Below are 12,571 nucleotides of genomic sequence, written 5' to 3' on the forward strand. Positions count from 1 at the left end.
CTAGCCCACTGTGCCAATAATGCTGACTTCCCGATTTTCCGGAATTTCGTTATAAGACAGCACATTCAGTCCTGGCGAAAAAAGCCGCGCATATCTGGCCAGCAAAGGCCGTATCTGCGGCATCACCAGCAACAGCGGCGGCGTGGCTTGCTGCTTCATCTGCTCGCGGGCGACCGGCATGTTCACTTGCAATTGCGACAGCAGATGCGGATCGATAGGATAGTTATCCAGCGGCACCTTGCCATTTTGCCTTGCCTGGTTCAAGGAACCCAGCAGCATGTTTTCCAGCTCGCCGCCAAGATTGAAGGCCTTCATCTCCGTCCTCTGGCCGAAAATACCGGAAACGATCTGGCGCCGCAGCGTGCAACGCACTTCGGCTGCCAGCAGGATCGGATCCTTGGTGGTTTCCGAGCTGTCCAGTAGCGTAGTTGCGATGGGAACGATATCTTTCAGTGATACATTCTCAGCCAGCAATACCCGAAAAACTCTGAGCAACTGCGTATGCGTCAGCGCCTTTTCCAGCGCGGCAGATAACTTGGGTGCGAGCGCCGCCAGCCTTTCCAGCAAGGCGGGTACATCTTCATGCCGCAACAGTTCCGACAGGTTTTCACGTATCAGCTTGGCCACGTGGGTAGTAATCACACTCGGCGCTTCCACTACCTGATAACCCATGCCCAGCGCGTGCGCCTTGTCTTCCTGCGTGATCCAGGTGATGGGCATGCCGTATGCAGGCTCGACGCCGGGAATACCGTCAATCTGTCCATACACATTAGGAGACGGAATCGCCATCAGGCGGTCGGCAAAGACCTCTGCCTGCGCAATCACGCTGCCGCTCAGGATCACCGAATATTGCGAAGGCTTCAGGCCCAGATCATCCCGCACGCCGATAGGCGGCAGCAGCAATCCCAGGTTTTCACTCAGGCTTTGCCTTACCCCCTTGATGCGTTTGACCAAGGGCGCACCCTGCGCCTTGTCAACCAGGCCGATTAACTTATACCCCACTGCAATCGACAATTGCTCGACAACTGGCAGGCTTTGCCAATCCAGCTCGGCAACCCGCTCTTCCAGCAAGGCCGCTTCTATCGCCGCCATGCTGGAGGCATCCGGCTTGGCTACTCGCTTGCTCAGGCGCCATGCAACATAGCCCAGCACCACCGCAAACGTGAGAAACATCATCCACGGCATGCCCGGCGTCACCGCCAATGCCACCATGATCCCTGCCGCGCTGTACAGTACCGCCGGCGAGGTCAGCACCTGGTCGCTGACCTGCTGTTCAAAGTCACCGGAATCGCTGATGCGGGTAACCAGGATAGCCGCCGCCGCGGAGAGCAGCAGTGCAGGAATCTGCGCAACCAGGCCATCGCCGATGGTCAGCAGCGCATATTGGCGGAAAGCGTCGCCAAAGGACAGGTCATGCATCAGCGAGCCAATCGCGACACCGCCTACCATGTTGATGATCAGGATCAGAATACTGGCGACCGCATCCCCACGGACAAATTTGGATGCACCGTCCATCGCGCCGTAGAAGTCCGCCTCGGCGGCGACGTCACGCCGCCTTGCCTGCGCTTTTTCCTGGTTGATCAGGCCTGCATTCAGGTCTGCATCAATTGCCATCTGCTTGCCCGGCAAGGCATCCAGTGTAAAGCGGGCGGACACCTCGGAGATACGCTCGGCACCCTTGGTCACCACGGCAAAATTGATGATCATCAAGATCACGAATACCACCAGGCCGACGACAAAATTACCGCCTATGACGACATTGCCGAAAGCCTCGATCACCTGCCCTGCGGCGTGCGTGCCCTGATGCCCGTGCAGCAGGACGACGCGGGTAGAAGCGACATTCAGCGTCAGCCTCAGCATCGTGGTGGCCAGGATCACCGTCGGGAATACGGAGAAATCCAGCGGCCGCTTGGCCGACACGCTGACCAGGATCACGATCAGCGCCAGCACGATATTGAAAGTAAACAGCACGTCCAGCAATACCGGCGGCAGCGGCAGGATGATCATTGCCAGTATAACCAGCAGGAACATCGGCGTGACAAACTTGTGGCGCCTCATTTCAGCAACAATACGGTTCAGGAAGTTCATGAAGGTGTTACCTCGCTCAAATGGGGCGGTACATACATATCGTTAGGGATCAGCGGCTGGGCCGTGCGGCGGCCATGGCGAAATGCCTGCAACTGCAAAACATAGTTCAATACTTGCGACACCGCTTTATACAGTGGCACGGGAATCTGCTGGTTGACCTGGCTGGTGTTGTAGATGGCGCGCGCCAGCGGCGGTAGCGAGACGGTCTCGATGCCGCTTTCAGCAGCGACCTGGCGGATGTACAAGGCCATTTCATCAACGCCCTTGGCAACCACGAACGGCGCCTCGGCGCGGTCTTCGTCATATTTGAGCGCCACCGCATAATGCTCGGGATTGATAATCACGACATCGGCCGTCGGTACGGTCTTGCGCACGCTGCGCCTGGCGATCTGATGCTGCAACTGGCGTATGCGTTGCTTCAGCTCGGGCCTGCCCTCGTTGGTCTTATGCTCTTCCTTGACTTCCTGCTTGCTCATGCGCTGGCCCTGCGCAAAAAAGAAAGCTTGGGCCGGTACGTCGATCACCGCAAACAGGACGAAAATGGAGCACAAGGACATCAAGCCATCCAGCATCAGGCCGGCGCCGTCCATTAAAGCCTGGTCCAGCGGCTGGTTTTGCAATTGCACATAATCATTGACGCCGGCGCGGCTCATATGAAACAACACTGCACCCAGCGTGCCCGCTTTCAAAATGGAGACCAGCAGCTCGAATCCGTGCTTGGGGCTGACCAGCCGGCCCAGATTCTTGGCGGGGCTCAGCCTTTCCAGCTTCGGCATCCAGTGGCTGGTGCTGATGACCCAGCCACCGGGAACCAGCGAGCCCAGCACCACGCACAACGGCACGATGAACAGCGGCACCACCATCTTGATCAGCAGCCCCATTGCCGTCGTGAAAACGATAGACATCGCATTATCCAGCGCACCCTCACTACCCAGCGGCAAAAAGGTCTGGCTGAAGAGCAGGCGAAAATCCTGCAGATAGGACGGCAGCATCCAGACAAACAGTTTCAGGCTGACCAGGATGCCTATCGCCGTGGACAAATCCCGTGAGCGGACAACCTGCCCTTCCTGCCGGGATTTTTTCAGCTTCTGCTGCGAGGCCTTTTCGCTTTTGTCGCCCTGGCCAGTCTCAGCCATGTGCGCCTCCCTGCATTTGCTGCTGCAGCATGTCCAGCACCCTGCCGGTCATCCTGACGTAGTGCTCGGGTACAAAGCGCACGATCTGCGCCAGCATGAACAGGCCGAACATCGTGATGACGGAAAATCCCAGCGAAAAAAGGTTCAGCGACGGTGCCACCCGGTTCAGGAAACCAAAGCCCACCTGCACCACGATGGAGGAAAATGCAATCGGCAGCGCCAGCAGCAGGGCCGCAGCAAATATCCAGGAGACGTTATACGCAATCGCCTGCAGGCTCATCAGGCTGTATCCGCCGCCTATAGGCCAGGCTTTCAGGCTGGAACCTATCACGCCGGTCAGCACCAGATGCCCGTCTATGGAAAAGAAAACGATGATGCACAGGATGGACAGCATGCTGGATACCACATCGGAAGAAGTGCCATTCATCGGATCGTTCATGACTGCCATCGACAAGCCCATCTGGCTGGAAACCAGAAAGCCCAGCATCATGATGACCGACATGCTCAGATGAAAGGCCAGGCCCAGTACGCCGCCTATCACCGCCTGCTCTATCGTCGCCAGGATGCCATGCATGGAAAGCGGATCAATCGCGACCACGCTATGCGAAATAGGCAGCATGACCACGGCCAGCACCAGCGACAGCAGAATGCGCACCGGTACCGGCACCATGCCGTCGCCGATTATCGGCGCAGCACTCAGCATTGCCATGATCCGGCAAAACGGCCACCACAAGGCACTCAGTAGCGGTACGAGCTGGCTGAAGACGAGTTCCATGGGCTTGTTTCCGGCCGGCCTGCTATCCGACTAGCGTGGCTGCACGCTGGAAAATGGAAACGCAAAAATCCATCAGGTAGCCGACCATCCAGCGCCCCATCAATGTGACGGCGAACAAGGTGACCAGCAGCCTGGGCAGAAAGCTGAGCGTCTGCTCATTGATCTGCGTTGCGGCCTGCACCAGCGCAACCAGCAAGCCCATGACGAGGCCGGGTACCACCAGCAGCACAACCAGCAGCATCACGATATGCAGGCTCTCATTGACCAGATCGACGGCGATTTCGGGAGTAAACATCAGTAGGCCTGCACACTGGTGACAAGGGTATTGACCGTCAGCGTCCAGCCGTCCACCAGCACGAACAGCAGCAGCTTTAACGGCAGCGAGATAACCAGCGGCGACAGCATCATCATCCCCATTGCCATCAGCACCGAAGAGACGACCAGGTCGATGATCAGGAAGGGAATGAAAAGCATGCAGCCTATCTGGAATGCGGTTTTAAGCTCGCTAAGGACAAAGGCCGCCAGCTTGACGGTAAATGCGTGATCCTGCGGCTTGGTGATTTTAGTCTCGCCGGCCAGCGAAGAAATCTGGGTCAGCGCGGCCTTGCTGGTCTGCGCCAGCATGAAACGCGACAAAGGCACCTCGGCAATTTTCAGCGCTTGCTCCAGGCCTATCTTGTCCTGGTCGTAAGGAAGGAAAGCCTCGGTCCAGATCTGGTCGCCTATGGGGCGCATCACCAGCAGGGTCAATATCAACGCAATGCCGGTAACGATACGATTGGGCAAGCCCTGCTGCAAACCCAGTGCCTGGCGCAGCAGCGACAGCACGATGACGAAACGGGTGAAGCTGGTCATCATCATCATCATCACGGGCAGCAGCCCGAGCAAGGACATGATGATCAGGATCTGGGTCTTGACCGTGTATTCGGACTTCGCGCCATTCACGGAAGATCCCAGCAACTCCACGGTGCCGGCCCAGGATGGCCGGCAGAGCAACAGGAACAAGACTGCGGTCAGCACCAGCAAAGCAAGCTGGCGGAACTGACGACCGCTGGTACGGCGCAATATCATGGCGTCATCAGATCGAGATTGAGCCCATCGAGATCAATCACTTTCAGTCCATAATTTTCGCCGGCGACAACGACCTCGGCGCGCCCTATGGGCGTGCCGTTTACCTTGATGACCAGAGGCTCGCCGGCCAGCCGGTCCAGCTCCAGCACGCTGTCGGGTGCAATGGACATCAGCTCCTGCAAGGAAACGCGGGTAGATCCCACTTCCAGCGTCAGGGTTACCGGGATCTTGCGCATCATCTCCGGCAGATTACGACGCAGCGCAGGTGCGCCGCCAGACGCATCGCCGGAGAATTGATTCACGACCACGTCTTCAGCCATGTCGTCCAGCAAGGTTTCAACTGAGGGCTCAGCGGAGTTTTTCTCGGTCAGGTTCATATTATTCAGCATCTTCAAATGAGGTTAAGCACAGCTTCCCTTTGTGTTCGGTAATCGCTGCAGTAAACAGGCAAGACTCTTCCAGCAACACATCCGCTCTGCCCATATTGACGGGAATCACATCACCAACACGAATATCCAGCAGTTCGCCAAGAAAAACCTGCTGGTTGACCAGCCGACCCGTCAGCTTTACCTGCAGGCGCGAAGCCAGCGCAGCAGTATTCTGGAAAGATGTTTTTGATTTGTCGCGCGTATTGGCAAGGCCCCTCAGAACGCTGGCCATCAGTGCATGGTCCAGGCCAAACCAGAGCTGCCCCTGTTCACCGGTGGACAGATTGCGCACCGCAATTCCCACTACCCAGCTCCCTTTTGCAGGAGCCAGGCCGGCGGCGGCCTTCATCGGGGCAGCTTGCGGTTTGCTGCCACCTGGCGTCTCGGCGCTTTCTGCAAGATTGGTCTCTATCCTTGCTGCCAGCATGCCGGCGAGTTGCTGGCCCAACGTGACTGCAAGGCGCTCCTCCGTTGCGGTGATTCTCACCGGCAGATTCGCAGCGTCCGGCGCTTCGGCAACAAGGGATGGGGTTTCGCCACGGCGGCCATAGCGATAGTTCAGCACACTCAGCAGGACGCCACGCTCGATGGAAAACGATATCGTGCCTGTGCTTGAGGCAAAGGAAATCCAGCGCTCGGCTCCTTTTATACCCTCGGTACGGGCAACCGTCACCTCATCCACCTGGAACGATGCCCAGTAGCGGCGATTTGCTCCAGTCCTGAATGCCTGCGCGAAATCTTCCCGCAACTGTGCAGTAAAACCAGGCAGCAAATGTACGGGCCGGCCAAGAAGGCATGGGTCCAGCACTTCATGCTGCAGCGATTGATCTATCTGTTTCATCTTGCTCATGTCAGCGGACTTGGTGCTTATAAGAAACCTGAGTAGCGTTCGGCGTCAGTAATGCAATTTCTCTGCAGCACATTTCACTGCGCTCCTAATAAATAGAGAAATCAGACACCGTACAGGCTTCGCCAGAAAAGAATACGCCTGTCAGTCGAAAACAAAGTAAGTCAGACTGCCTCTGTGTCAGATAATACCCGATTTGCTTAAATATTGCCACACGTAAAGATTAAATTCAGAAACAATTCTTTACATCTATATTGCCGTACGGTAATATAACAATATAGCGCCAATATATTTGTCGCTTTGCAACATACTTATTAATGAGTTTATAAAGTTTTTTATTCATTAAAATCAACACACTAAGTAGTAATACCGAAATTCTTGTGTGCGACGCAGTAGTAAATTCGAGTTAGGACTCTAAGCTTATTTTAAATATTAATTGCCTTAAAGTAATAATTATTATGTAAGGTTTAATCCTACATTTTAATGAAATATTTCTGACACAATTAATGGTTAAAATTTCTGGATACGGATGCGGCTCCCGAGTAATTCGACTGTGACGGGTAGACGCAGAGTTGTAGTCAATTTGAGACCCGGTCTCAAGAAAAGCAAAGGCAGGCAAATGGGATACGAATTAGCAAGCTTGATACATGCCGACCTGGCATCGCTGAAAAATGCAGCCTCGGATTTAAAGGGCAACGATGTCATGGCTGCCATGCAAATCGGCGATGCAAATATGGCATCGGCGCAATCGGGAATGTCATTTGCGCAAAGCATGAAAGATGCCGTCAACAAGGTCGATGACAAGGAACAGCTCGCCATCGACAAAATGTCCGAGGTAGATAGCGGACGCAGCGATGACCTGGTGGGGGCGATGCTGTCCAGCCAGGAAGCCAGCCTGTCCTTTTCCATGCTGATGCAGGTCAGGAACAAAGTGATGGGCGCTGTCGACGACCTGATCAAGCTTCCGCTTTAATTCCAACCGGGATATCTTCACGTGATTACCACACTCAAGTCCGGGCTGGCCCGCTTTCGCTCCAATACCGCTGCACTGCCTGCGGCGTCTTCTGCCGTACTGAAAAACCTCATTCCTATTGTCGTACTTGCCATCGGTCTCACCGCTTTGGTAATGATGTATTTCTGGCGGGATCAATCCGGATACAAACCGGTTTTTGGCGTACGGGAAAAAATCGCGGTCGCAGACATGATGTCGGCACTGGACGCCGAACATATACCTTACCGCCTGCATCCCGATAGCGGCCAGGTACTCGTGCCGGAAGCCATGCTGGGCAAGGTCCGCATGCTGCTCGCATCCAAAGGCGTCACTGCCCAGTTGCCGGCAGGCCTGGAATTGATGGATAAAAACGATCCGCTAGGCGTCAGCCAGTTTGTGCAGGACGTACGCTTCCGCCGCGGCCTGGAAGGTGAGCTGGCACAGAGCATCATGACGCTGGATGCGATTTCTTCCGCCCGCGTACATTTGTCCATCGCCAAATCCAGCTCCTTTGTCGCCAGCGACGGCGAAAAATCCTCTGCATCCATCGTGCTGGCCATGAAACCCGGCCGCACCATGGCGCCTGAGCAAATCGCCGCCATCATCAATCTGGTCGCCGGCAGTGTTGCCTCCCTGAGCCCGCAGCGCGTCAGCCTGATCGACCAGGCAGGCAACCTGCTGTCCGCCCACGTGGATCTGGCTGAAGGTTTTGACAGCAGCAATAACGGCGACGAAACAAGCAAGCGTTTCCAGGAAGAGGCGCGCCGCAATATACGCGAGCTTCTGGGGCCGGTGCTGGGCGAAGACAATTTCAAGGTCAGCGTGACTGCTGCCGTCAACAACGACAGAGTGGAAGAGACGCAGGAAAAGTACGGTGACAATCCCAAGGTCACCAGCGAAGCAATGCGCGACGAACAAGACCGTAACCGCATGGCCATGGGTATCCCCGGTTCCCTCAGTAATCGCCCACCCTCTTCCGTATCGGACACCGATAAAAATCCGGATGCAGAAAAACCGGCGGACCAGGGCAGCGCGCGCAAAAATGCGACGACACGCCAATATGCATACGACCGCAGCATCACCCAGATCAAACATAGCCGCGGACGCCTGGACAAGCTCAGCGTTGCGGTGGTGCTGAACAATAATGCAGCGCCAACACCCAAGACAGGCTGGACCCAGAACGAACTGGCAGGCATAGACCGCATCTTGCGCAATGGCCTGGGCATCAATGCGCAGCGCGGCGACAACCTGGTGGTATCTACACTGAACTTCCCGCCGAAACAGGCCCCCGCCGCATGGTGGCAAGAGCGTGACAACGTGATCGACATGGGCTCCTGGGCTAGCTATGCACTGGCAGCGGTGCTCGGTTTCTTCCTGATTGTGCGTCCAATGATGCGGCTGGCAACCCAAAGATTGGCGCCACCCATACTTCGATCCGCCGATGTGCATCTGACCGGCAACACTACAACGGCAGCAGCGCTGCCGGCAGGCACCGAGGCCAAGCCCGCCCAGGGCGGCGAAGCGAGGATAGCAGGCGCGATGCCGGTAGTCCCGTTGCTGGAAAATTATGATTTGCCGCCCGCAGGCTCTGCGGTGGACGTAATGGTGGACCACCTGAAAGTATTGGCAGGCAAGGAACCCGAACGCGTCGCAGAAGTCGTTAAACAATGGATGCAGAAAAATGGCTGAGATCAATAACTCCCCAGAGCCAACGGCTCCCGCCGCTGCCGAGCTGAGCCCGGTCGAGCAGGCTGCGATCGTGCTGCTCAGCATAGGTGAAGAACCTGCGGCCGCCGTGCTGCGCTGCCTGTCGCGCGAGGAATTGCTGGAAGTTACGCAGGTCATGTCGCGCATGAGCGGCCTGAAAGTAGAGACCGTGAAAACGGCCATGCAAAATTTCTTTGACGACTATCGCCAGCAAAGCGGCGTGCACGGCGCTTCGCGTTCCTACCTGAAGCGCTCGCTGGACCTGGCGCTCGGAGGCGACATCGCCAACAGTGTATTGAACAGCATCTATGGCGACGCCATCCGTCCGAAGATGGCCAGGCTGCAATGGGCTTCGCCAAAGTGGCTGGCCGACTACATCGCTAATGAGCATGTGCGGATGCAGGCGGTATTCCTGGCCTTTCTCCCACCTACACTGGCCGGCAGCATCATCGATGCTTTACCTGTCGAGGGCCGCGATCTGGTATTGCTGAACGTCGCCCGCCTGGACGAAATCGACCGCGACCTGCTGCTGGAGCTGGATGAACTGGTCGGCCGCTGCCTGGCCAGCCTGGATATGCAGAGCACCAGCATAGAAGGTGTGCGCCAGGTCGCAGAAATCCTGAACCGGGTTTCCGGCGACCGCCAGCAACTGGTGGAATTGCTGCGCGCGCATGATCCTGAAGTGGTCTCCGAGATCGAATTCAGCATGTACGACTTCTTCATCCTGTCGCGCCAGCCGGAAGTGGCAATCATGCGCATCATCGAGGAAGTGCCGCTGGAGCAATGGGCAATTGCACTCAAGGGCGCCGAGCCTGCGGTACGCGATGCCATACTGAAAACCATGCCGCGCCGCCAGGCGCAGAGCTTTGAAGACATGATGCGCCGTGCCGGCCCTATCCCGCTGAGCCGCATAGAACAGACCCGGCAGGAAATCATGGCCCAGGTGAAAGCGCTGGCCGATGCCGGCGAGATCGAAATCCAGTTGTTTGCTGAAGCGGTGGTTGAATGAAGCAATTCCGTCCCTATCGCTTTCCGCCGCTAGCCCAGTTCAAGGCGGCCAGCGAGCGCTCTGCAGGCTCCGAAGACCAATGGCAGCTCGCCGTGTCCGAGGGCTTTGCGCAGGGCCAGGAAGACGGTTACGAGCTCGGACTGGAACGCGGCAGGCAGGATGGCCTGGCCGCCGGGCGCGCCGACGGCTTGCAGCAGGGACGCGAGGAAGGCCGGCGGGAAACCCTGGTTTCTTTCGACAGCCTGGCCCAGCCGGTAGATGCGATACTGGCCGGCCTGAAAAAAATCAAGAGCGACTATCGGGATGCCCAGCGCAAGGAAGTCGTGGATCTGGTTGCCAAGGTCGCGCGCCAGGTGATACGCGCCGAGCTGGCACTGCAGCCGGTGCAGTTGCTGGCGCTGGTTGACGAAACGCTGGCAGCCATGCCGCCGACACGCGACGAGATTGAAGTATTCCTGAATCCGGAAGAACTGCAGCGCATCAAGGAGCTGGATCCAAAACGCGCCAGCCGCTGGACGCTGATTCCCGATTCCCGGCTGGACATGGGTGAGTGCCGCGTCAAGGCGGGAGACCATGAAGCCGATGCGGGTTGCCAGCAGCGCCTGACTGCCTGCATGGAACAAGTCAGCGAACAATTGCAGAACGCTGCGGAGTTGCAGGACGAGGAGCCGACGTCATGATAGCCGCCGCACTGCGCAAGCTTGAGCTGGATGCCATACCGGTAGCTACGCCTACCGGCCGGCTGGTGGGTGCATCGGGCCTGTTGCTGGAAAGCGCCGGCTGCCCGCTGTATACCGGCCAGCGCTGCCAGATCGAGACCGTGTCCGGCGAATGGCTGGATGCGCAGGTAGTCGGCTTCCGCGAAAAATTATCCTACCTGATGCCTTTCAAGAAGGCCACGGGCCTGACAACCGGCGCCCGCGTGCTGCCCTGCGCAGAAAAAGCCAGCCTGCAGATCGGCCCGTCTTGGCTGGGCAGGATGGTTAACGGGCTGGGCGAGCCTATCGACGATCTGGGCAGATTGGGCGGCGAACATATACTGGAAACGCATCCGCCCAAGGTCCATCCATTGCGAAAAAAACCGGTCTCGGAGCCCTTGGATGTCGGCGTGCGCGCCATCAACGGCATGCTAACCCTGGGCAAGGGCCAGCGCGTGGGATTGATGGCAGGTAGCGGCGTAGGCAAGAGCGTGCTGCTGGGCCTGATCACCCGGCAGACTGTGGCAGATGTTGTCGTGGTAGGCCTGATCGGCGAACGCGGCCGCGAAGTACGCGAGTTTGTCGAACTGTCGCTGGGCAAGGACGGCCTGAGCAAGGCAGTGCTGGTAATCGCCCCGGCCGATGAATCGCCGCTGATGCGGATAATGGCAACCGAGCTTTGCCACTCCATTGCCGCACATTTCCGCGACCAGGGTAAAAATGTATTGCTGCTGGTGGATTCGCTGACGCGCTATGCGATGGCACGCCGCGAAATGGCGCTGGCGCTGGGTGAGCCGCCTGCCACCAAAGGCTATCCGCCTTCTGTCTTCTCAGCCTTGCCGCAATTGGTAGAAAGTGCCGGCAACGGTGAAAACGAACAAGGCAGCATGAGTGCCATCTACACCGTGCTGGCGGAGGGCGACGATCAGCAAGATCCCGTGGTGGACACGGCGCGCGCCATCCTGGACGGACACATCGTGCTCACCAGGGAGCTGGCAGAGCGTGGCCACTATCCGGCGATCGATATTGCCGCATCCATCAGCCGCTGCATGGCACAGGTCGTCGGCAAACCGCATCTGCATGCGGCGCGCGCGCTGAAAAGCATGCTGGCACGCCACGAGCGGGTGCGCGATCTGATCCCTCTGGGCGCCTATGTGCCGGGAGCCGATCCGGTGACCGACAAGGCGGTCAGCCTGAATCCGCGTATAGAAGATTTTCTGTGCCAGGGTACCCATGAGGCTGCGCCTCTGGGGCCTTGCATAGCCCAACTTGAGGAGTTAATGGCGTGAGCAAGCGATCCACCATCGATAGCCTTAGAACACTGGTCAACCTGCGCAGCAAGGATGTAGACCGGCTGCAGGCGGATTTGTCTGGAAAAACCAGCGTCCGGGACCGCTACCGCGCCAATCTGGAGCGGCTGGCAGGGCTTTGCGCCGATAGCGGTGCCAGTGGAGCATTGCCGCTGGCGCTATCGATCAATTGCGCAAATTACAAGCAAGTTGTATTGCAGATGGCAGACAGCCACAAAAACGATCTGAGCCTGCATGAGGCCGACATGGCTGTCACCCAGCAGGCACTGAATCAGGCCTGGCGCAAACGCGAGGTACTGGGCCAGGTACTGGAACAAAAACAAAACAGCGTGGCTGTTGAAAAGCAGAGGCAGGAACGCAAGCAGCAGGACGAATTGGGAGTGCAAGCATGGTACCGGGGGAAGCAGGCATGAACTCCTTTTACCCATCATTTCAGTCTGCAATGAATATGGTCGCCTTATACCTTGGTAGCAGTATCAAGGATGCAAAAGGCAAGACACTTATCCAATTT

The 12,571-nt window shown here is 57.4% G+C and carries 13 protein-coding genes; 6 read left to right on the plus strand and 7 right to left on the minus strand.

Going from position 1 to position 12,571, the window contains the following annotated elements; translation table 11 throughout:
* From IEW12_RS11030 to IEW12_RS11060, 7 genes are read right to left on the minus strand one after another with little or no spacing between them, the layout of a single operon-like run.
* Positions 1–2,088 (minus strand): flagellar biosynthesis protein FlhA, encoded by a 2,088-nt coding sequence (locus IEW12_RS11030; RefSeq protein WP_188566107.1) that lies wholly within the window; start codon positions 2,086–2,088, stop codon positions 1–3.
* A complete protein-coding gene (locus IEW12_RS11035) occupies positions 2,085–3,224 on the minus strand; it encodes an EscU/YscU/HrcU family type III secretion system export apparatus switch protein (RefSeq protein ID WP_188566108.1) in 1,140 nt (379 codons plus the stop codon). The genes IEW12_RS11030 and IEW12_RS11035 overlap by 4 nt, the downstream gene beginning before the upstream one ends.
* Positions 3,217–3,999 carry a flagellar biosynthetic protein FliR gene (locus tag IEW12_RS11040; RefSeq protein ID WP_188566109.1) on the minus strand — a complete coding sequence of 261 codons (783 nt, stop codon included), beginning with the start codon at positions 3,997–3,999 and terminating at the stop codon, positions 3,217–3,219. The genes IEW12_RS11035 and IEW12_RS11040 overlap by 8 nt, the downstream gene beginning before the upstream one ends.
* A 22-nt stretch (positions 4,000–4,021) precedes the next feature.
* Positions 4,022–4,294, minus strand: coding sequence for a flagellar biosynthetic protein FliQ (locus IEW12_RS11045; protein WP_188566110.1), 273 nt, complete (start codon positions 4,292–4,294; stop codon positions 4,022–4,024).
* Entirely contained in the window at positions 4,294–5,064 is a 771-nt protein-coding gene (gene fliP, locus IEW12_RS11050) for a flagellar type III secretion system pore protein FliP (RefSeq protein ID WP_371874541.1), read from the minus strand. The genes IEW12_RS11045 and fliP overlap by 1 nt, the downstream gene beginning before the upstream one ends.
* A 2-nt stretch (positions 5,065–5,066) precedes the next feature.
* Positions 5,067–5,459: a FliM/FliN family flagellar motor switch protein gene (locus tag IEW12_RS11055; RefSeq protein WP_229751042.1), complete on the minus strand. Its 393-nt coding sequence runs from the start codon at positions 5,457–5,459 to the stop codon at positions 5,067–5,069.
* Complete coding sequence (locus IEW12_RS11060) at positions 5,449–6,339, minus strand: FliM/FliN family flagellar motor switch protein (protein WP_229751043.1); 891 nt, start codon at positions 6,337–6,339, stop codon at positions 5,449–5,451. Before IEW12_RS11060 ends, IEW12_RS11055 begins: the two co-directional genes overlap by 11 nt.
* 625 nt (positions 6,340–6,964) lie before the next feature.
* Between IEW12_RS11060 and fliE the strand changes: the two genes are divergently transcribed.
* The 6 genes from fliE to fliJ are packed head-to-tail and all read left to right on the plus strand — an operon-like array spanning position 6,965 to position 12,473.
* Positions 6,965–7,318 (plus strand): flagellar hook-basal body complex protein FliE, encoded by a 354-nt coding sequence (fliE, locus tag IEW12_RS11065; RefSeq protein ID WP_188566113.1) that lies wholly within the window; start codon positions 6,965–6,967, stop codon positions 7,316–7,318.
* A 21-nt stretch (positions 7,319–7,339) separates the two neighbouring features.
* The gene (gene fliF / locus IEW12_RS11070; protein WP_188566114.1) at positions 7,340–9,025 is read left to right on the plus strand and encodes a flagellar basal-body MS-ring/collar protein FliF; all 1,686 of its coding nucleotides are present in this window, start codon (positions 7,340–7,342) and stop codon (positions 9,023–9,025) included.
* Positions 9,018–10,052, plus strand: a complete 1,035-nt coding sequence (locus IEW12_RS11075) for a flagellar motor switch protein FliG (RefSeq protein ID WP_188566115.1) — start codon at positions 9,018–9,020, stop codon at positions 10,050–10,052. The genes fliF and IEW12_RS11075 overlap by 8 nt, the downstream gene beginning before the upstream one ends.
* Positions 10,049–10,732: a flagellar assembly protein FliH gene (gene fliH, locus IEW12_RS11080; RefSeq protein WP_188566116.1), complete on the plus strand. Its 684-nt coding sequence runs from the start codon at positions 10,049–10,051 to the stop codon at positions 10,730–10,732. Before IEW12_RS11075 ends, fliH begins: the two co-directional genes overlap by 4 nt.
* Complete coding sequence (gene fliI, locus IEW12_RS11085) at positions 10,729–12,039, plus strand: flagellar protein export ATPase FliI (RefSeq protein WP_188566117.1); 1,311 nt, start codon at positions 10,729–10,731, stop codon at positions 12,037–12,039. The genes fliH and fliI overlap by 4 nt, the downstream gene beginning before the upstream one ends.
* On the plus strand, positions 12,036–12,473 hold the full coding sequence (fliJ, locus tag IEW12_RS11090; RefSeq protein ID WP_188566118.1) for a flagellar export protein FliJ: 438 nt from the start codon (positions 12,036–12,038) through the stop codon (positions 12,471–12,473). The genes fliI and fliJ overlap by 4 nt, the downstream gene beginning before the upstream one ends.
* The last annotated feature ends 98 nt before the right edge of the window (positions 12,474–12,571 follow it).

Source organism: Parundibacterium terreum (assembly GCF_014636315.1).
Classification (GTDB): Bacteria; Pseudomonadota; Gammaproteobacteria; order Burkholderiales; family Burkholderiaceae_D; genus Undibacterium; species Undibacterium terreum.